This window comes from Streptomyces sp. B21-083, from assembly GCF_036898825.1.
Lineage (GTDB): Bacteria > Actinomycetota > Actinomycetes > Streptomycetales > Streptomycetaceae > Streptomyces.
This window is the reverse complement of record NZ_JARUND010000002.1, coordinates 1,376,223-1,394,692: the sequence shown is the minus strand read 5'-3', so window position 1 is coordinate 1,394,692 and position 18,470 is coordinate 1,376,223. Positions and strand designations below refer to the sequence as shown.

The window sequence follows — 18,470 nt, the reverse complement described above, 5'->3', positions numbered from 1 at the left end:
GATACTGTCCGGAAGGACCTCGTCGAGACGCTTGAAACCCACCTCCACATGCGGTCCAGCTCCGCGAAGCCGCCCTCCGTGAGGGCGCCCCGCCAGGCAGTTGCGCGTCAGCCCGCTGCCTGCCTGCCCGGACGGCACGGCGGCAGGACCGCCCGCCCGGGTGAGGGCTGGGCAGAGCCGCCGCCGTGCCGTCCGCCGTCAGGCTCCCTGCGTCAGCACCCTCTCCAACGTGCCCAGCGCCGTCTCCAGTTCCTCCCCGGTGACCGTCAGCGGCGGCGCCAGCCGGATCGTCGAGCCGTGGGTGTCCTTGACGAGGATGCCCTCCCGCATCAGGCGCTCACTGATCTCCCGCCCGGTCCCGATGGCCGGGTCGATGTCGACGCCCGCCCACAGCCCGCGCGCCCGGAATCCGACGACGCCCTTGCCGACCAGCCCGGTCAGGCCGTCGCGCAGGACGATGCCCAACTCGGCCGCCCTGCGCTGGAATTCGCCGGTCTCCAGCAGCTCGACCACCGCCTGGCCGACCGCCGCGGCGAGGGGATTGCCGCCGAACGTCGAACCGTGTTCGCCCGGGCGCAGCACCCCGAGGACCTCCCGGCGGGCGATCACGGCCGACACGGGCACGATGCCCCCGCCCAGGGCCTTGCCGAGGAGCAGCATGTCCGGGACGACGCCGTCGTGGTCGACCGCGAGCGTGCGGCCGGTGCGCCCCAGGCCCGACTGGATCTCGTCCGCGACGAACAGACAGCCCTTGCGGCGCGTCAGTTCGCGTACGCCGGTCAGATAGCCGTCGTCCGGGATGAGGACGCCCGCCTCGCCCTGGATGGGCTCCAGGAGGACCGCCGCCGTCGTCTCGTCGATCGCCTCCTCCAGGGCCGCCAGGTCGTTGTAGGGGACGATCCGGAAGCCCGGCGTGAACGGGCCGAAGCCCGCCCTCGCCGTCTCGTCCGTCGAGAAGCTGACGATCGTCGTCGTACGGCCGTGGAAGTTGTCCGCCGCCACCACGATCGTCGCCCGGTCGGCGGGCACCCCCTTCACGTCGTACGCCCACTTGCGGGCCACCTTGACGGCACTCTCGACCGCCTCCGCGCCGGTGTTCATCGGCAGGACCATGTCCAGGCCCGTCAACTCGGCCAGGGAGGTGGCGAATTGAGCGAGACGGTCGTTGTGGAAGGCGCGGGACGTGAGGGTGAGACGGTCCAACTGTCGGTGTGCCGCCTCGATCAGCGCCGGGTGGCGGTGGCCGAAGTTGAGGGCCGAGTAGCCGGCCAGCATGTCCAGGTAGCGGCGGCCCTCGACGTCCTCGACCCAGGCGCCCTCGGCGCGGGCCACCACCACGGGCAGCGGGTGGTAGTTGTGCGCGAGGACCGGTTCCTCGGCGCGGATCAGGTCCGCGGAGCTGCGCGTACCGGTTCCGGTGCCCGTGCTTGCGCCCGTGTTCGTGTCCGTGAGTGCGGTCATGAGCGGATCTCCTGAGTGCAGCACTTGATGCCGCCGCCGGCCTTGCGGAACTCCGACAGGTCGACGGGGACGGGAAGGTAGCCGTGGCGGGCCAGTTCGGCGGCGAGGGCCGTGGCGCCCGGGTCGATGAAGACGTGATGGCCGTCCGAGACGGAGTTCAGCCCGAACGTCATCGCGTCCTCGCGGGTCGCCACGACCGCGTCCGGATACAGCCGGGCCAGCACCTCGCGGCTGCCCGGCGAGAACGCGTCCGGGTAGTACGCGATGTTGCTGTCGTCCAGGACGAACAGCGCCGTGTCCAGGTGGTAGAAGTACGGGTCCGTCAGCTTGAGACCGATCACCGGGACCCCGAAGTACTCCTGCACCTCGTGATGAGCCTCACGGGTCGTACGGAAGCCCGTGCCCGCCAGGATCCAGCGGCCGGCGGGGATCAGATCGCCCTCGCCCTCGCACACCGACTCGGGGCGGTACACGTCGAAGCCCGCCGACTTGAACCACGTCTCGTACGCGGTCGACTCGGGGCGGCGCTCGGGGGCGTGGAAGGAGGAGCCGAAGACACGGCCGTCGACGACGACCGCCGAGTTCGCCGCGAACACCATGTCGGGCAGGCCGACGACCGGCTCCACGGTGTCCACGGTGTGGCCATGAGCGCGGTAGGCGCTGATCAGTGAGCGCCACTGCTCCTGGGCCAGATCCACATCCACCCTGGTGTCGGGGTTCATCCAGGGGTTGATCGCGTACTGCACGGCGAAATGTCTGGGTTCACAGACAAGAAAGCGCCGGGGGCGCGGCACACGGCTTTCGGGCACAGAGGGGTTCCTCCGCTTCCTGCAGTGTTCCAGTGGGATGTACACCACGGTAGGAACTGAGCCCGACGCTCGACAAGCGACAACGATTGCGTGTCCGCGCAGGAATCCTGCGTCTTTGGCGGCGTCAACGCAGGTCTGATGCGTTTCCCGAAGGGTTGTTCGGAGCAGGGTGGGTGGCGCCCGCCTCCGGGCTTTCCGGGAGGAGGTGGGACAGCACCATGTAGCTGATCGTCTTCCGGATGAACGGCTCGGTGCGGATGCGCTCCAGCACGTTCTCGAAGTGCTCCACATCCGTCGCCCGCACATGCAGCAGCGCGTCCGCGCCGCCCGTCACCGTCATCGCCGCCGTGATCTCCGGATGGTTGCGCACCACCTCCGCCAGCCGCCGGGGCGGCGCCGCGCCCTCGCAGTACACCTCGACGTACGCCTCCGTGCTCCAGCCGAGCGCCGACGGCTCCACCGTCGCCGTGAACCCGGTGATCACGCCAGTCTCACGCAGCCGGTCCACCCGCCGCTTCACCGCCGTGGCCGACAGTCCGACCGCCGCGCCGATCTCCGCGAAGCTCGTACGGGCGTTCGCCATCAGGGTCGTGATGATCTTCCGGTCCAGCTCGTCGAAAGGCGCCGGCCTGCTGTTCATCCGGGCACTGTATCCAGCGACCGGCGGGCACCGCGCGCGATCGCCGCTCGCACACCCCGCACATGTGCACACGTACGAATTCCACCTACACTCCACCTTCATGCTGCGCGCCCTCGCCGTCGACGACGAACGCCCCTCCCTGGAGGAACTGCTCTACCTGCTGCGCGCGGATCCCCGGATCGGCAGCGCCGAGGGAGCCGGGGACGCGACCGAGGCGCTGCGCCGCATCAACCGGGCACTGGAGTCGGGACCCGGCGGGCCCGAGGCCATCGACGTGGTGTTCCTCGACATCCACATGCCCGGCCTCGACGGCCTCGACCTGGCCCGCCTCCTCACCGGGTTCGCCAAGCCGCCGCTCGTCGTCTTCGTCACCGCCCACGAGGACTTCGCCGTCCAGGCGTTCGACCTCAAGGCCGTGGACTACGTGCTGAAGCCGGTGCGCAAGGAACGCCTCGCCGAGGCCGTCCGCAGAGCCGCCGAACTGCGGACCGGCGCCCCGCCCGTCCCCGCCCCCATACCCGTGCACGAACCCGACCCCGACCACATACCCGTCGAACTCGGCGGCGTGACCCGCTTCGTCGCCGTCGACGACATCACCCACGTCGAGGCCCAGGGCGACTACGCCCGTCTGCACACCGACCGGGGCAGCCACCTCGTACGCATCCCGCTCTCCACCCTGGAGGAGCGCTGGCGCGCCCGCGGGTTCGTCCGTATCCACCGACGCCATCTCGTCGCCCTGCGCCACATCGGCGAACTCCGCCTCGACGCGGGCGCAGTGAGCGTGCTGGTCGGCGCCGAGGAACTCCAGGTCAGCCGACGGCACGCCCGCGAGCTGCGGGACCTGCTGATGCGCCGGCCCGCGGGCTGAGGGGCGGAGTCCTACCCATGCCCCAGGAACCCTCCGAACGCCGGGTCGTCGTCACCGGGCCGCCCCGGCGCACCCGCCGGACCTCCGGCTACTACCGGCCGCGCACCGAGATCGACGAACAGACCACCCTCGGCCACACCTACGTCCGCTCCCTGATGCGCTCCCAACTCCGGGCCGCCTTCACCGTGTTCGCCGTCCTCGCACTGCTCATCGCCCCGCTGCCGCTCCTCTTCGCCGCGATGCCCGACGCCCACCACCTGGAATGGCTGATCCTCGGCTTCGGCCTCTACGCGCCGCTGGTACTGCTCGCCCGCTGGTACGTGCGGCGCGCCGAACGCAACGAGCGGGACTTCGTCCGGCTGGTCGAGGACCAGGACCGCTGACGTCATGAACGGGAACGCCAACAGGAATACGAACGGGAACCGGTCCGGATGAACGAGAACTACGCCGTCCCCGCCGTCGCCCTGGTCGTCGTGGCGACGGTCTTCGTCGGTGCGTTCGGCCTGCGCATCTCCCGCACCACCTCCGACTTCTACGTCGCCTCCCGCACCGTCGGCCCCCGCCTCAACGCCACCGCGATCAGTGGGGAGTACCTCTCCGCCGCCTCCTTCCTCGGTATCGCGGGCCTCGTCCTCGTCCAGGGCCCCGACATGCTCTGGTACCCCGTCGGTTACACCGCCGGCTACCTCCTGCTGCTGCTCTTCGTCGCCGCCCCGCTGCGCCGCTCCGGCGCCTACACCCTCCCCGACTTCGCCGAGGCCCGCCTCGCCTCCCAGGCCGTGCGACGGCTCGCCGGGGCCTTCGTCGTCGGCGTCGGCTGGCTCTATCTGCTGCCCCAACTCCAGGGCGCCGGGCTGACGTTGGCCGTACTGACCGACGCGCCCGACTGGGCCGGCGGGGTCATCGTCGCCGTCGTCGTGGTCGCCACCGTCGCCGCCGGCGGCATGCGCAGCATCACCTTCGTCCAGGCCTTCCAGTACTGGCTGAAACTCACCGCGCTGCTCGTCCCCGCCCTCTTCCTCGTCCCCGCCTGGCAGGGCGACGGCGCCCCGCGCCACGCCTTCGACGAACCCGCCACCTTCCGCGAACAGCGTGTCGTCCGCGTCGACGACGGCCTCGACCTGAAGCTGAAAGCCCCGCTCACCGTCACCGTGACCGGCACGGTCGACGGCCGCCCGCACACGGACCAGGTCCTCCACCTGCCCGCCGGAACCCACCACATCGACCGAGGCACCCGCCTCACCTTCGCCAAGGGCGCCGCCGTCCCCCAGGCCGACCGCGGCACCGGCGGCGGCATGTCGACCTCCCTCGCCGCAGGCCGCGAGGAACGCCCGCTGTACGCCACGTACGGCCTGATCCTCGCCACGTTCCTCGGCACCATGGGCCTGCCGCACGTCGTGGTCCGCTTCTACACCAGCCCGCACGGCGTCGCCGCCCGCCGCACCACCGTCGCCGTCCTCGGCCTCATCGGCGCCTTCTACCTCCTCCCGCCCGTCTACGGGGCTCTGGGCCGTCTCTACGCCCCCGAACTGGCCCTCACCTCCAACGCCGATGCCGCCGTCCTCCTGCTGCCCGACCGGGTGATCGGTGGCCTCGGCGGCGACCTGCTGGGCGCACTGGTCGCCGGCGGCGCCTTCGCCGCGTTCCTGTCCACCGCGTCGGGGCTCACCATGGCCGTCGCCGGCGTCCTCACCCAGGACGTGCTGCCCTCACGCGGGGTACGGCACTTCCGGCTCGGTACGGTCATCGCCATGGCCGTACCGCTCGCCGCCAGCGCCATCGTCGGCGGCCTCCCCGTCGCCGACGCCGTCGGGCTCGCCTTCGCCGTGTCCGCGTCCTCCTTCTGCCCGCTGCTCGTCCTCGGCATCTGGTGGCGCAGGCTGACCCCGCCCGGCGCCGCCGCCGGAATGCTCGTCGGCGGCGGCTCCGCGCTCGTCGCCGTGGCCGCCACCATGGCGGGCTTCCCTGGCACGGGCGCCCTGCACGCGCTACTGGCCTGGCCCGCCCTCTGGTCCGTGCCCCTGGGCTTCCTCACCATGGTCCTGGTGTCCCTGGCCACCCCGGGCCGCGTCCCGGCCGGTACGGCGGCCATCCTGGCCCGCTTCCACCTCCCGGAGGAACTGTCAGGGGCGCACGCCGGTCACGGCGGCCTCGGTCTCGGGGGACCGGCGCGCACGGAGGTGACGCGGCCATGAGCGGATTCCTCGCCGGGCTCTGCGTGGCCATCCTCCCGCTGCTGGCCGCCGGATTCTGGCTCGGCCGACACACCGCCCGCCCCGAACGGCTCGGCGGCCTCGGCACCCCCGTCGAGCACGCCACCTTCGAGACCCTGCACACCGCCTCCCTCGCGGCGCCCCCGCTGCGCGCCGGCCTCACCGAGGAGACCGCGGGCCGCTCGGCCCGCCGGCTGCGCACCCTGCTCGGCACGGACGCCCTCTGCCTCACCGACCAGGAGTCGGTCCTCGTCTGGGACGGCGTCGGCGAACACCATCGCGCCGAGATCATGGAACGCCTCACAGGCCCCCTGGAGACCGGCCGGGGTGAGGCCCTCCGCCTCACCTGCGACGCCCCGGACTGCCCCCTGCGGTGGGCCGTCGTGGCCCCCCTCACCGTCGACGACCGCGTCCACGGCGTACTGGTCGCGTTCGCGCCCCGCGAGTCAGCGGTCCTCGTCCGCGCCGCCGGGGAGGTCGCGAGATGGGTCTCGGTCCAGCTGGAGTTGGCGGACCTCGACCAGTCCCGCACCCGTCTCATCGAGGCTGAGATCAAGGCACTTCGCGCTCAGATATCCCCGCACTTCATCTTCAACTCGCTCGCGGTGATCGCCTCGTTCGTCCGCACCGACCCCGAGCGTGCCCGTGAACTGCTCCTGGAATTCGCCGACTTCACCCGCTACTCGTTCCGCAGGCACGGCGACTTCACCACCCTCGCCGACGAACTCCACGCCATCGACCACTACTTGGCCCTCGTCCGAGCCCGCTTCGGGGACCGTCTCACCGTCACCCTCCAGATCGCCCCCGAGGTCCTCCCGGTCGCCCTGCCCTTCCTCTGCCTCCAGCCCCTCGTCGAGAACGCCGTCAAACACGGCCTGGAGGGCAAGGGAGCGGCAGCGGGCAAGAGCCACATCAGCATCACCGCGCAGGACGCGGGCGCCGAGGCCCTGGTCGTCATCGAGGATGACGGCGCCGGCATGGACCCGGTCCTGCTCCGCCGTATCCTCGCGGGCGAGGCCAGCCCGTCCGGCGGCATCGGGCTCTCGAACGTGGACGACCGGCTCCGCCAGGTCTACGGCGACGACCACGGCCTCGTCATCGAGACAGCGCTCGGCGCCGGTATGAAGATCACCGCCCGGCTGCCGAAGTACCAGCCGGGCGTCCACTCGGCGGGGCGGCTCTTCGAGGACTGACCCGCCCCGACCGACCCATTAGCCCATACGGGTGTACGGCCCCTACGGGTGTGGGGCTGCTACGGCGATACGAGCGTCAGGTGGGCCGGGCGACCACCATCCCGAGAGTGATGAGACCCAGCACCACCCAGCCGAACCACAGCCAGCCGTTGCTGCCGAGCGCCACCGTGTAGGCCGTCACCACGACGAGCCCGCCTACGGTGAGCACCCCCATGGTCTTCGTGGAACTGTTCGTGGAACCGGGCATCGCAACACCCTCCTCATGGCTCTTCTCCCTCCATGGTGCCCCCGTTCTGCCTGCGCACGGTGCACACGACGAAATGCGTTCCGGAGTCCCAGGCTCCGCGGCCCGTCCAGGACCCCGCCTCGTAGACCGAAGGATCGAAGCCGTAGTCGGTCGGCGGCACGTCCTTCGCGCAGGCGGTGTCCGACACGTCGCGCGCCTCCTCGAAGGGGACGGCGGCGTCGAGCCGAGTGAATCCGAGGACCTGCTCGTCGTGCGGCTCGCTACAGGCGACCAGCCGCGCCTCCCGCCCGGACGGCGACCTCAGACAGTCCCGCTTCTGCATGCCGGCCGTGTCGCGAAACGCCTGCCCGGCAGCGCGGAACGGCCCGAGCGGCCCGTACACCGGCCCGTTCGCACCGAGCAGCAGACAGGCCGTACGCCCCTCGGCGGCCCGGAACCCGCCCTCTACCGGCACGACGGCATAGCCGCGTACGTCCGCCAGTTTCTCCCTGAGATCGCGGGTCCGCTCCTCGCACTCGCCTGGCCCCTGCGCCCGCGCCTCGGCGACGGACGGGGCGTCCACGACCGCCACCACCTGCCCGTCCGGCGCCGCGCCCCCGCAGGCCGGGTCCACGGTCAGTCGTGGCGTCCCCTCGAAGCGCGCGCCGCCGGGCCAGTCGGCGAACACACAGTCGCCCACCGCCAGGGGTGCGGCGAGACCGACGGGGCCGCCGTACGGCTTCTGCGCGGTCCCCTCGTCGCCGCCCGGCGGCCCGTCCAGGGTGAACCAGAGGCCGACACCGGCCAGTGCGATCCCGACCAGGGCGCCCAGAGCCGCCGGGAGGGCGCGGCTGCGCGGCGACGGTTCCGGCGGGGGCGCGGACCGGGCGGGGGAGACGCCCATGGGTGGGGACTCGGGGGAGTGGTGAGGCCCGTACAACTGCTCCGGCGCACCCCATGGCGGCAGCGACCCCGGGTCCGTCCTGGCGTGCTCGTACGGGTCGGCCTGGGGCGTGACGATGCGGTCCAGGGCCGCTTCCGCACTGGCCGCCGTGATCCGCCGGTCCGGGTCCTTGTCGAGCATCGCCTCCAGCACGGGCCCCAGCGCGCCCGCCCGCTCCGGTTTCCGGTGCTCCTCCATGACCACGGCGGTGACTTCCGCGAAATGCGTGTCCCTTTCGAACGGCCCGACGCCCTCGACGGCGTGGTAGAGCGTGCAGCCCAGCGAGAACAGGTCGGCGGCGGCGGTCGGCGGTCCGCCGGTGGCCCGCTCGGGCGCCAGATAGCCGGCCGTGCCGACCAGGGCGGACGTCAGCGTGTAGCGCGTCTCGTCCGCGTCCGGCTGCACCGAGATGCCGTAGTCGGTGAGCAGGATCCGGGAGTACGGCGTCCCTGTGCGGTCCGGCGCCAGCAGGATGTTCGCGGGCTTCACGTCCCGGTGCATGATGCCCTGCTCGTGTCCGGCGGTCAGCGCGTCCAGGACGGCGAGGCCGATGCGGGCGCATTCGTCGGGTGCCAGCGGGCCGCGCATGCCGATCAGGTCACGCAGGTCGAGGGCGCCCGCCACGTACTCCATGACGATCCACGGCAGGCCCTCGTGTTCCAGTACGTCGTGCACGGTCACCACGTTCGGGTTGCCGCGCAGCCCGGCCGCGTGCCGGGCCTCGGCGCGGGCCCGGGCGACTCGGGAGGCGCGCTCGTCGGAGGCCTCGACCGGGTCGCGGAACGCGATCTCCTTGAGGGCGACCTCGCAGGCGAGTCTCTGGTCGTGGGCGAGCCAGACGTGGCCCATGCCGCCACTGCCGAGTTGGTTGAGCAGGAGGTAACGGCCGGCGATGACCCGGCCCACTCCTGAGGTGGGTGGTCCTGATGGTCCTGATGGCATCCGTGACTCCCAGGTCTGCCCCGCTGGATGTGCGGTTCGTCGGCTACGGGCCGGTGGGGGCTGGTCGCGCCCCGCGGCGGAGCCGCATCTCGATACGGCCCCGCACCCCTTGAGGGGCGCGGTCACGCACTCGGCGTTTCCGAGGGAGCTGAGGTCGTGGCGGTCGTCGGAGGTGGGCTGCTCGCTTCTGGGGGTGGGCTGGATGTCTCGCTCGGCGGGGCCGGCGGCTCCGGAGAGGGCGGCTCGCCGGTGGGCTTGGTGTCGGGGGTGCTGCTGCCAGGTCCGGACGGTGTGGGATCGGGCGAGGGCGGCTCGGACGCACTCGGCGTGGGCTTGTCGCTGGACGAGGGTGGAGACGTCGGGGGAGCGGTCGACGGAGTCGACGCGTCGGTCCCGCCGGGTGACGGCGGGTCAGATCCCGGAGCCGAGGTAACCCCGGAACCTGGCGGTGACCCCGACCCCGTCCCGGCCCCGGACTCCGACCCTGTGCCCGCCCCGGAGGGAGTGGCGCCGCCGCTCCCTCCTCCGCTGCCGTCGTCGGGTGCCCCGGACTTGATGTGGACGTTGAGCGTGACGTACGAGCCGAAGGGGAGCGCGGCTCCCGGCCCCGGGTCCGACCCGGTGACGGTGGCGTTGGACGGGGGCAGCCCGGCGCTGTCGTACGCTGTCGCCAGGCCCAGGTTCGTGAGGCGACTGCTCGCCGCGCCGAACGTCGTCCCGGCGAGGCGCGGCACCTGATGACGCTCGCGCGTGTCGAACACCTTGTCGGCCTCACCCTTGGTGCCGGTCCGGCGGTAGATACCCCGCTCCGGTTCGTCCACGTCGACGAGCGCGAACCGGTCGACCTTGCTGGGCGCGGGCCGGACGAGCACGACCTCGTCGGCGTCGTAGTCGCGCCACTTCTTGTTGCCGTCCTCGAACTCGACGGAAATACGGTTCGTGGCGCCCTTGAACGGCCTCAGTGGATTTCCGCATGAACACTTCACTGCGGGAACTCCCGCTTCATCGACGAGAACCGCGATTCCCGCCTGCAGCAGCGCGTCGAAGGGGACCGCTTTCTCCTTCTTGTAGTCGTGGTTCTTCACGAGGGTGTCGTGACGCAGGAGAACGGGCGTGAGCCGGTCGAGATAGGCGGAAATCCTACCCTGTGGAATATCGACCACACGTGCCCATTCGTGGGCCTTCCTGTTGTTCCTGGGGTCGGTGAGGAATTGTTCCAGCCGGTGGACGTCGCAGACCGTCGGCTTCTTCGTGCCCCCGTACAGCCCGGGCGTGCTGCCCTGCTGCAGGCTGCTGCCGTGTGCGGGCTGCGAACGGATCTGGGCGTCATGACCCAGGCCGCTGTTCTCGTCGAAGAACGGCGCGAGGGAAGGTACCCCCGAAGCCACCGCCTTCACCATCGTCAGCGGTGCCTCCCTGTCGCAACCACTGGCGAATAGAACGCACAACAGTGCGATGAACAACCGCTGAAGCCCGGATTTCCTGAAAGCATGCAGTGTCATACCGCTCCCCCCGGCGGATACGTCACGTCCATGCTACTGAATACGAAAGTGTTTCAGGCAACGGGAAAGAAAGTTGATTCAGCGCCCACGTGCGTTCAGTGAGGCCAAATAGGCGTTGTACGCCTCAAGTTCCTTGTCGCCGTCGCGGTCGGCGGCCCGGTCCTGACGCTTGGCCTGCCGCTGTTCGGAGCTGTGCCACTGGAAGAGCAGGGCCAGCAGCACCAGTACGGTCGGGATCTCGCTGAACGCCCAGGCGATCCCGCCGGCCGCGTTCTGGTCGGACAGGGCGTCGATGCCGAGCGAGGCGGGCGGATTCCGGTACGAGTCGACCATCGGTGTCGACGCCATCATCAGCGCGATCCCGAAGAACGCGTGGAACGGCATGCCCGCGAACAGTTCCAGCATCCGCATGAGATAGCCGGGCCGGTTCGGGCCGGGGTCGACGCCCATGATCGGCCAGAAGAAGATCAGCCCGACGGCGAGGAAGTGACACATCATCGTGATGTGCCCGGCCTTCGAACTCATCAGGAAGTCGAAGAGCGGTGTGAAGTACAGGACGTAGAGACTGGCGATGAACAGCGGGATGGTGAAGGCCGCGTGCGTGACGATCCGCATGAACCGGCTGTGCAGCAGCGCCAGCAGCAGCTCACGCGGCCCCTTCCGCCCCCGTCCGGCGACCGGCAGCGCCCGCAGGGCGAGCGTGATCGGCGCGCCGAGCAGAATGAGGATCGGCGAGACCATGCTGATGACCATGTGCTGCACCATGTGCACGCTGAACATGACCATGCCGTAGTCGTTGAGCCTGGTGCACATGACGAGCATGACGGTCAGCACGCCGAGCACGAAGGAGACGGTCCGCCCGACGGACCACTTGTCCCCACGCCGGGTGAGCCGCACGACCCCCCACCCGTAGAGGCCGAGCCCCGCCAGACAGGCGATCAGGAAGAACGGGTCGGCGGACCACCCGAGCCCCCGCCCCAGAGTGAAGGGCAGAAGATCCATGGTCGTACCGTGCCCGCTGTGGTCCATCCGCCGGCTCCAGGGTTTCGTACTGATTGCGCGCTGTCTGTCCCGACCAGACTAGAACCGCCCCCGACGGCACTTGTGACCGGGGGCAGGGCTTTCAGCTTTTAGGGGCGCGGGGAACTGCGCGACCAGCTACAGCGGACCCGCACCCGACGAACAACCCCTAAAGCACGCACTCCGCTTCCGCGTACCGAGCCTCAGGAACCGTCTTCAACGTTTCCACAGCCTCAGCCAGCGAAACCATCACAATGTCCGTCCCCCGAAGCGCCGTCATCCGCCCGAACTCCCCCCGATGCACGGCCTCCACCGCATGCCACCCGAACCGGGTGGCCAGCACCCGGTCATAGGCCGTAGGCGTCCCACCCCGCTGCACATGCCCCAGAATCACCGGACGCGCCTCCTTCCCGAGCCGCTCCTCCAGCTCCAGGGAGAGCTGCCGGGCGATCCCGGCGAAGCGCTCGTGGCCGTACACGTCCTTGCCGCCCTCGTCGAACTCCATCGAGCCCGCGCGCGGCTTCGCACCCTCCGCGGCGACGACGATCGCGAACCTCTTGCCCGCCGCGAACCGCTCACCCACGCGCGCGGCCAACTCCTCGATGTCGAAGGGGCGTTCCGGTACGACGATGGCGTGGGCGCCCGCGGCCATGCCGGAGTGCAGGGCGATCCAGCCGGTGTGGCGGCCCATGACCTCGACGATCAGGACGCGCTGGTGGGACTCGGCGGTGGTCTTCAGCCGGTCCAGGGCCTCCGTGGCGACCCCGACGGCCGTGTCGAAGCCGAAGGTGACGTCCGTGACCGCGATGTCGTTGTCGATGGTCTTCGGGACACCGACTATCGGCAGGCCGTTGTCGGACAGCAGCCGGGCCGCCTTGAGCGTGCCCTCGCCGCCGATCGGGATGATCGCGTCGAGCCCGAGCTCCTCGACATGGCCCCTGGCCCGCTCGACGCCGTCCCGCAGCTGCTCGGGACGGACCCGCGAGGAGCCGAGGATGGTGCCGCCGCGAGCGAGGATGCCGCTCACCGCGTCGAGGTCGAGCTTGAGGTAGTCGCACTCCAGGAGGCCCTTCCAGCCGTCCCGGAAGCCGATTACCTCGTCACCGTGGTCCACGACGGCGCGGTGCACGACGGACCGGATGACGGCGTTCAGGCCGGGGCAGTCGCCGCCGGACGTCAGGACACCAATGCGCATCGCCCGAGATCCTTCTCCACGTGGGCCGGGACCGGACCACGCTGTCCGGCTCGATCCCCGTCACCATACCGGCGCCGGGCACCGGAGCCGTAGCACCCGTCCGCGTGCTGGACACCCGCGCTCACCTGTGCGGATGCCCCGTCAGACGGGCCGGTGACGCACACGCGGACGGCAGGTGTACAAGTCGGCGCGGGCGCGGGAGTGCGCGCAGGTCAGGCGGGCTGCTGCGCCGCCGTGATCCGCTCGTTGCGCAGCGCCTCGTACCAGCGGTCGTCGGTCGGCGGCAGCGCGTTGACGTCGAGGGCCAGCTTCAGGAGCAGGTCCGCGATCAGCGGGTTGCGGGCGAGCACGGGCCCGTGCATGTACGTACCGAAGACCGTGTCGTTGTACGCGCCCTCCGTGCCGTCCCCCGTGCCGTTGCCCTTGCCGAGCCGCACCTTCGCGAACGGGCGCGCGGTCGGGCCGAGGTGGGTGACGCCCTGGTGGTTCTCGAAGCCGGTCAGCGGGGGCAGACCGAGTCGCGCGTCGATGTCTCCGAGTACGTCGCCCACGCAGCGCTCGCCCTCGCCGCGCACCGAGACCACGTCGAGGAGCCCGAGGCCGGGCTCGCGCTGACCGAGGTCGTTGATGAACTCGTGGCCCAGGATCTGGTACCCGGCACATACGGAGAACACGATCGCGCCGTTGCCGACGGCCCGGTGCAGACCGCCGTCCCGGCGCAAACGTTCCGCCGCGAGCCGCTGCGGCCGGTCCTCGCCGCCGCCGATCAGATAGATGTCGCCGGAGGTGGGGATCGGCTGGTCACTGCGCACGTCGAGGCGGGCCACGTCGAGGCCGCGCTGCCGGGCCCGGCGCTCCAGGACGAGTGCGTTGCCCTGGTCGCCGTACGTGCTGAGCAGGTCCGGGTAGATCCACACCAGACGCAGCTGGTTGTCGCTCATGAAGTGATCGTCCTCAGTGGTCGGTTGCCGGCAGTGGTCAGTTGCCGACGCGGCGGCGCAGGTCCTGGAAGGCGGTGTAGTTCGCGATGACCTCGATCCGGCCGGGCGGCGCCATCTGCACGGCCTGGTCGGCGCTCTCGCAGACCTGGAAGTGCTGGTTGGCGACCTCCAGCCGCACCGCGAGGTCGAGCTTGCGGTCGCCGATGACGAGGATCGGGTGACCGGTGAGCTGCGTGTAGTCGACGTCCCACAGCCAGGAGGTGTCGGTGCCGTCGGCGCCCCGTGCGTTCACGGAGAGGATGACCGGGGTCGGCGGCGGGTCGATCAGGGAGAACGTCTCCAGCCAGCCGGCCGGGTTCTTGGCGAGCAGCAGCCGCAGATCGCGCTGCATGAACTGCACGACGTCGTACCGTCCGGCCACGGCCTGCACCTGGTACATGCGCTCCAGGCCGACCTGCGGCGGTACGCCGAACACGGCGGCGACAGCGGCGGAGGCGGCTGCGTTGGACTTGTTGGCACGCCCCGGCAGCTGCAGGTGGATCGGCCAGGCGGACCCGTGCGGGTCGAGCACGTGGTCGCCGGACAGCGCCCAACTCGGCGTCGGACGGCGGAAACCGCACTGACCGCAGAACCAGTCGTCGCCGGGGCGCTGCATCACGCCACCGCAGGACGGGCAGGACCAGGCGTCGTCCTTCCACATCTGCCCGGCGGCGACCCAGATCACGTTGGGGGAGGAGGAGGCGGCCCACACGATCAGCGGGTCGTCGGCGTTGGCGACGATCACGGCCTTCGAACCGGCGAGCCCCTCACGCCAGTTCTCGGCGAGCATGCGGGTCTCGGCGGCGCGGTCGAGCTGGTCGCGGGAGAGGTTGAGGAGCGCGATGCACTTGGGGTCCGTGTCCCGGGCGACGCCGGCGAGGTACTTCTCGTCGACCTCGATGACCCCGAACTTGGCGTCCGAGCCGCCCGCGAGCGCCGAGGTGATGCCGGCGGGCATGTTGGCGCCGAGCGCGTTCGACACGACCGGTCCGGCGGCGCGCAGGGCCTCGGCGATGAGCCGCGTGGTCGTGGTCTTGCCGTTGGTGGCCGAGACCAGGATGACGTCCAGGTGCTGGGCGAGCCGGGCGAGGAGGTCTGGGTCGAGTTTGAGGGCTACCTTGCCACCGATCACCGACCCGCTGCCGCGTCCTGCCGCACGCGATGCCGCCGCAACGGCCTTGCCGGCCGTCACTGCCAGCTTGGCCCGCGGAGTGAGCGGGTCCGAGTTGCCTGCCATCAGATCTCGATCCTCCTTGCGTACGCGCCGCGCCTGTGCCTCCGGCCACGTGGTGTGGACCTCAGCCTATCGAGATCCGTTCACGCAATCCGCATCGCGGCACCACCACGGCGCCCGCGCGACATGGGTGACCGTACCCTTGCGGCCATGCGACCAGGCTCCATCCCGGGTACCCGGGGGCGCGTCCGCCCCCTGACACTGCTCGGCGACCCCGTTCTGCACAGCCCCTGCGCCGAAGTCACACACTTCGACGCCGAACTCGCCGCGCTCGTCGAGGACATGTTCGCGACAATGTACGCCGCCCAGGGCGTGGGCCTCGCCGCCAACCAGATCGGCAGGCCTCTGAGGGTCTTCGTATACGACTGCCCCGACGACGATGACGTCCGTCACGTGGGCCATGTGGTCAACCCCCGCCTGGTCGAGACGACCGGGCTGGTCCTCCGCGGTCCCGAAGGCTGCCTGTCCCTCCCGGGCCTGGAGGCAGGCACCGAACGCCACGACGAGACGACGGTCGAGGGCTTCACGACAACGGGCGACCCGGTACGCATCGAGGGCACGGGCTTCTTCGCGAGATGCCTCCAACACGAGCTGGACCACCTGGCAGGCAAGACCTACGCGGACCGCGTAACAGGCTGGCGCCACAAGAAGCTCATGCGCCAGGCAACCCGAGCTTCCTGGCACCGGGGACATTAAGGGGCGCGGGGAACTGCGCGACAAGCCACAACGCACCCGCAGACAACCCACAACCCCCTAGAACCCCGGCCCCCCGACACGGTCCCCGGCGGCAGCCAACCGCCCCCACAGCAAATCAGCCAAACTCCGCACCAACTCGGCCCGGGAACAGGGCCGTTCCCCCAGCCACCAGTCTCCCGCCGCGTGCATCATGCCGACTATCCCGTGCCCCCAGACCCGAGCCAGCTGCTGACTGCTGGGCCCGAGATCCAGCCGATCCTCGATCACCTGGGCCAACTCCTCGCCCATCAGTCGCAGCAACGGCAGCGAGTGCTTCCTCACATCGAACCCGGGATCGCCGGGTGACACGCTGTCCCCGGGGTGCATCAGGAACCGGTACACCTGGGGCCGCGCCTCGATGGCCGCGAGGTAGGTGTCCAGCGTGGCCTCGACCCGTTCCCGCCGTTCCGCCGGAGCGTCCAGCGCGGCCCGCAGGGAGTAGAGCAGGGCGTCGGTGTGCCGCTTGGCCAGGGCGGCGTAGAGTCCGCCCTTGTCACCGAAGTGCCGGTACAGAATGGGTTTGGTGATGCCCGCCTCGGCGGCGATGGCGTTCATCGAGGCGCCGGGGCCGTCGCGCAGCACCACCCGGTCCGCGGCCTCCAGCAGCTCGCGCCGGCGGCGGTCGGCGGACCGCTGCTGATCGTTCTGCTGCGTGGTGTCCATGGTCTCTCCCCACCCGTGCTGATATCGGTGACGCTTGCGCAAACTAGCACTGATCGGCCCATGCCCATCGAACGGGCTGCCGACCGCGGTCCGGGAGTTGACTTTTCCTACCGACGGGTAACAGACTCCTGTTACCGTAGGTAACAGACTAGCGCAGCGATGGAGGGGTCATGGCCGAATTCACCATGGAGCTCAACGACGAACAGAAAGAGGTCCGCGACTGGCTCCACGGTTTCGCCGCCGACGTGATCCGCCCCGCCGCCGCCGAGTGGGACGAGCGCGAGGAGACCCCCTGGCCGGTCATCCAGGAGGCGGCGAAGGTCGGCATCTACTCCCTGGACTTCTACGCCCAGCAGTACTTCGACCCCACCGGCCTCGGCATCCCGATGGCCATGGAGGAACTCTTCTGGGGTGACGCGGGCATCGCCCTCTCCATCGTCGGCACCGGCCTCGCCGCCGTGGGCGTCCTCGCCAACGGCACCGAGGAGCAGATCGGCACCTGGATCCCCCAGATGTACGGTGACGCGAACGATGTCAAGGTCGCCGCCTTCTGCTCCTCCGAGCCCGACGCCGGCTCCGACGTCGCCTCCATGCGCACGCGTGCCGTGTACGACGAGGCCAAGAACGAGTGGGTCCTCAACGGCACGAAGACCTGGGCGACCAACGGCGGCATAGCCAACGTCCACGTCGTCGTCGCCGTGGTCGACTCCGAGCTGGGCTCCAAGGGCCACGCCTCCTTCATCGTCCCGCCGAACACGCCCGGTCTGTCCCAGGGCCAGAAGTTCAAGAAGCACGGCATCCGCGCCTCGCACACCGCCGAGGTCGTCCTGGAGAACGTCCGCATTCCCGGCTCCTGCCTCCTCGGCGGCAAGCAGAAGCTCGACGAGCGCCTCGCCCGGGCCCGTGAGCGCGCGAAGTCCGGCGGCGAGAGGGTGAAGAACGCGGCGATGGCCACGTTCGAGGCGAGCCGCCCCGCGGTGGCCGCGATGGCGGTGGGTACCGCCCGGGCCGCGTACGAGGTCGCCCTCGACTACGCGAAGACCCGTGAGCAGTTCGGGCGCCCGATCATCGACAACCAGGGGGTCGCCTTCCAGCTCGCCGACATGCGTACGTCCATCGACGCGGCGCGGCTGCTGACGTGGCGGGCGTCGTGGATGGCGATCAGCGGGAAGCCGTTCACCGCGGCCGAGGGGTCGATGTCGAAGCTGTTCGCGAGCGAGACGGCGAAGAAGGTCACCGGGCAGGCGATTCAGATACTCGGGGGGAACGGGTACACGCGGGAGTATCCGGTGGAGCGGATGCATCGCGATGCGGCGATCTACACGATCTTCGAGGGTACGAGTGAGATCCAGCGACTGGTGATCGCGCGAACCTTGTCGGGGATGCCGATTCGGTAGCGCCATCGGGGGTGCGGTGCGTATCGGGCTGCGGGTGCGTCGTGGCTGGTCGCGCAGTTCCCCGCGCCCCTGGGTAGCTCATCGGCGTTTCAGGTGCGGGGCGATTTGAGGGGCGCGGGGAGCTGCGCGACCAGCCACAGCCGGCCGGTGGACGGAACGAAACCCGCGCCCCCACGGCGCATCCCCCACCTCAGCCGGAGGCGCCACCGCTGCTGTGGGCGATGCAGGCCACGTCGATTCGGTCGGCCAGTTTGGCGAGTTCGATGGTGAGGGCGGCCACGGTGTCCTCGTCGAGGTTGTCCTGGCCGGCCTCCACCAGATGCAGCCAGCGGCCGCCGACCGTGCGCAGCAGTTTGCTGACGTCGGAGGCGGCAACCTGCAACGTGCCGCGGGCGTCGACGATCAGAGGGAGAGTCACTTCGCGGTTCACAGGGGCGATCGTAGCCGCG

At 70.5% G+C, this 18,470-nt stretch carries 18 protein-coding genes; 6 read left to right on the top strand and 12 right to left on the bottom strand.

Features of this window, described 5'->3' with window-relative positions; all coding sequences use genetic code 11:
• Nucleotides 1-198: 198 nt before the first annotated feature.
• From rocD to QA861_RS30235, 3 genes are all read right to left on the bottom strand, one after another.
• Complete coding sequence (gene rocD, locus QA861_RS30245) at nucleotides 199-1,461, bottom strand: ornithine--oxo-acid transaminase (RefSeq protein ID WP_334591852.1); 1,263 nt, start codon at nucleotides 1,459-1,461, stop codon at nucleotides 199-201.
• On the bottom strand, nucleotides 1,458-2,270 hold the full coding sequence (ddaH, locus tag QA861_RS30240; RefSeq protein ID WP_334591851.1) for a dimethylargininase: 813 nt from the start codon (nucleotides 2,268-2,270) through the stop codon (nucleotides 1,458-1,460). Before ddaH ends, rocD begins: the two co-directional genes overlap by 4 nt.
• Nucleotides 2,271-2,394: 124 nt before the next feature.
• Complete coding sequence (locus QA861_RS30235; RefSeq protein WP_334591850.1) at nucleotides 2,395-2,910, bottom strand: Lrp/AsnC family transcriptional regulator; 516 nt, start codon at nucleotides 2,908-2,910, stop codon at nucleotides 2,395-2,397.
• A gap of 100 nt (nucleotides 2,911-3,010) precedes the next feature.
• Here QA861_RS30235 and QA861_RS30230 point away from each other — a divergent pair, with 100 nt between their 5' ends.
• Genes QA861_RS30230 through QA861_RS30215 form a run of 4 tightly spaced genes read left to right on the top strand, consistent with a single transcriptional unit; the run spans nucleotide 3,011 to nucleotide 7,184 of the window.
• A complete protein-coding gene (locus QA861_RS30230; RefSeq protein WP_334591849.1) occupies nucleotides 3,011-3,778 on the top strand; it encodes a LytR/AlgR family response regulator transcription factor in 768 nt (255 codons plus the stop codon).
• Between the two features lie 17 nt (nucleotides 3,779-3,795).
• Nucleotides 3,796-4,161: a hypothetical protein gene (locus QA861_RS30225; protein WP_334591848.1), complete on the top strand. Its 366-nt coding sequence runs from the start codon at nucleotides 3,796-3,798 to the stop codon at nucleotides 4,159-4,161.
• A gap of 48 nt (nucleotides 4,162-4,209) precedes the next feature.
• Complete coding sequence (locus tag QA861_RS30220; protein ID WP_334591846.1) at nucleotides 4,210-5,973, top strand: sodium/solute symporter; 1,764 nt, start codon at nucleotides 4,210-4,212, stop codon at nucleotides 5,971-5,973.
• Nucleotides 5,970-7,184, top strand: a complete 1,215-nt coding sequence (locus QA861_RS30215) for a sensor histidine kinase (protein ID WP_334591845.1) — start codon at nucleotides 5,970-5,972, stop codon at nucleotides 7,182-7,184. Before QA861_RS30220 ends, QA861_RS30215 begins: the two co-directional genes overlap by 4 nt.
• Before the next feature lie 76 nt (nucleotides 7,185-7,260).
• On the opposite strand, the gene QA861_RS47215 is transcribed toward QA861_RS30215, so the two are convergent.
• From QA861_RS47215 to QA861_RS30180, 7 genes are all read right to left on the bottom strand, one after another.
• Nucleotides 7,261-7,431, bottom strand: a complete 171-nt coding sequence (locus tag QA861_RS47215) for a hypothetical protein (protein WP_443041604.1) — start codon at nucleotides 7,429-7,431, stop codon at nucleotides 7,261-7,263.
• 13 nt (nucleotides 7,432-7,444) lie between these two features.
• Nucleotides 7,445-9,295, bottom strand: coding sequence for a serine/threonine-protein kinase (locus QA861_RS30205; protein ID WP_443041603.1), 1,851 nt, complete (start codon nucleotides 9,293-9,295; stop codon nucleotides 7,445-7,447).
• Nucleotides 9,296-9,417: 122 nt separating this feature from the next.
• On the bottom strand, nucleotides 9,418-10,695 hold the full coding sequence (locus QA861_RS30200) for a DUF6777 domain-containing protein (RefSeq protein ID WP_334591844.1): 1,278 nt from the start codon (nucleotides 10,693-10,695) through the stop codon (nucleotides 9,418-9,420).
• A 180-nt stretch (nucleotides 10,696-10,875) separates the two neighbouring features.
• The gene (locus QA861_RS30195) at nucleotides 10,876-11,826 is read right to left on the bottom strand and encodes a cytochrome c oxidase assembly protein (protein ID WP_334591843.1); all 951 of its coding nucleotides are present in this window, start codon (nucleotides 11,824-11,826) and stop codon (nucleotides 10,876-10,878) included.
• Between the two features lie 160 nt (nucleotides 11,827-11,986).
• Entirely contained in the window at nucleotides 11,987-13,012 is a 1,026-nt protein-coding gene (locus QA861_RS30190; protein WP_334591842.1) for a 6-phosphofructokinase, read from the bottom strand.
• A 212-nt stretch (nucleotides 13,013-13,224) separates the two neighbouring features.
• Complete coding sequence (locus QA861_RS30185) at nucleotides 13,225-13,953, bottom strand: type 1 glutamine amidotransferase (protein ID WP_006373925.1); 729 nt, start codon at nucleotides 13,951-13,953, stop codon at nucleotides 13,225-13,227.
• 37 nt (nucleotides 13,954-13,990) lie between these two features.
• Nucleotides 13,991-15,229, bottom strand: a complete 1,239-nt coding sequence (locus QA861_RS30180; RefSeq protein ID WP_006373927.1) for a MurT ligase domain-containing protein — start codon at nucleotides 15,227-15,229, stop codon at nucleotides 13,991-13,993.
• A 147-nt stretch (nucleotides 15,230-15,376) separates the two neighbouring features.
• On the opposite strand from QA861_RS30180, the gene def reads away from it, so the two are divergent.
• Nucleotides 15,377-15,922 (top strand): peptide deformylase, encoded by a 546-nt coding sequence (gene def / locus QA861_RS30175; protein WP_334591841.1) that lies wholly within the window; start codon nucleotides 15,377-15,379, stop codon nucleotides 15,920-15,922.
• Nucleotides 15,923-15,979: 57 nt separating this feature from the next.
• Here the strand turns inward: def and QA861_RS30170 are convergent, their stop codons facing one another.
• The gene (locus QA861_RS30170; protein ID WP_334591840.1) at nucleotides 15,980-16,624 is read right to left on the bottom strand and encodes a TetR/AcrR family transcriptional regulator; all 645 of its coding nucleotides are present in this window, start codon (nucleotides 16,622-16,624) and stop codon (nucleotides 15,980-15,982) included.
• 170 nt (nucleotides 16,625-16,794) lie between these two features.
• Here QA861_RS30170 and QA861_RS30165 point away from each other — a divergent pair, with 170 nt between their 5' ends.
• Complete coding sequence (locus tag QA861_RS30165) at nucleotides 16,795-18,021, top strand: acyl-CoA dehydrogenase family protein (RefSeq protein ID WP_334591839.1); 1,227 nt, start codon at nucleotides 16,795-16,797, stop codon at nucleotides 18,019-18,021.
• 190 nt (nucleotides 18,022-18,211) lie between these two features.
• On the opposite strand, the gene QA861_RS30160 is transcribed toward QA861_RS30165, so the two are convergent.
• A complete protein-coding gene (locus QA861_RS30160; RefSeq protein ID WP_334591838.1) occupies nucleotides 18,212-18,451 on the bottom strand; it encodes a DUF6213 family protein in 240 nt (79 codons plus the stop codon).
• Nucleotides 18,452-18,470 lie beyond the last annotated feature (19 nt).

Excerpts from the sequence above, each read along its gene's own strand:
- QA861_RS30185 (WP_006373925.1), bottom strand. The coding sequence starts at position 13,953 with ATGAGCGACAACCAGCTGCGTCTGGTGTGGATCTACCCGGACCTGCTC.
- QA861_RS30200 (WP_334591844.1), bottom strand. The coding sequence starts at position 10,695 with ATGGTGAAGGCGGTGGCTTCGGGGGTACCTTCCCTCGCGCCGTTCTTC.
- QA861_RS30165 (WP_334591839.1), top strand. The coding sequence starts at position 16,795 with ATGGCCGAATTCACCATGGAGCTCAACGACGAACAGAAAGAGGTCCGC.
- QA861_RS30220 (WP_334591846.1), top strand. The coding sequence starts at position 4,210 with ATGAACGAGAACTACGCCGTCCCCGCCGTCGCCCTGGTCGTCGTGGCG.
- QA861_RS47215 (WP_443041604.1), bottom strand. The coding sequence starts at position 7,431 with ATGCCCGGTTCCACGAACAGTTCCACGAAGACCATGGGGGTGCTCACC.
- QA861_RS30195 (WP_334591843.1), bottom strand. The coding sequence starts at position 11,826 with ATGGACCACAGCGGGCACGGTACGACCATGGATCTTCTGCCCTTCACT.
- rocD (WP_334591852.1), bottom strand. The coding sequence starts at position 1,461 with ATGACCGCACTCACGGACACGAACACGGGCGCAAGCACGGGCACCGGA.
- QA861_RS30180 (WP_006373927.1), bottom strand. The coding sequence starts at position 15,229 with ATGGCAGGCAACTCGGACCCGCTCACTCCGCGGGCCAAGCTGGCAGTG.
- QA861_RS30225 (WP_334591848.1), top strand. The coding sequence starts at position 3,796 with ATGCCCCAGGAACCCTCCGAACGCCGGGTCGTCGTCACCGGGCCGCCC.
- QA861_RS30230 (WP_334591849.1), top strand. The coding sequence starts at position 3,011 with ATGCTGCGCGCCCTCGCCGTCGACGACGAACGCCCCTCCCTGGAGGAA.
- QA861_RS30215 (WP_334591845.1), top strand. The coding sequence starts at position 5,970 with ATGAGCGGATTCCTCGCCGGGCTCTGCGTGGCCATCCTCCCGCTGCTG.
- def (WP_334591841.1), top strand. The coding sequence starts at position 15,377 with ATGCGACCAGGCTCCATCCCGGGTACCCGGGGGCGCGTCCGCCCCCTG.
- QA861_RS30170 (WP_334591840.1), bottom strand. The coding sequence starts at position 16,624 with ATGGACACCACGCAGCAGAACGATCAGCAGCGGTCCGCCGACCGCCGC.
- QA861_RS30205 (WP_443041603.1), bottom strand. The coding sequence starts at position 9,295 with ATGCCATCAGGACCATCAGGACCACCCACCTCAGGAGTGGGCCGGGTC.
- QA861_RS30190 (WP_334591842.1), bottom strand. The coding sequence starts at position 13,012 with ATGCGCATTGGTGTCCTGACGTCCGGCGGCGACTGCCCCGGCCTGAAC.
- QA861_RS30235 (WP_334591850.1), bottom strand. The coding sequence starts at position 2,910 with ATGAACAGCAGGCCGGCGCCTTTCGACGAGCTGGACCGGAAGATCATC.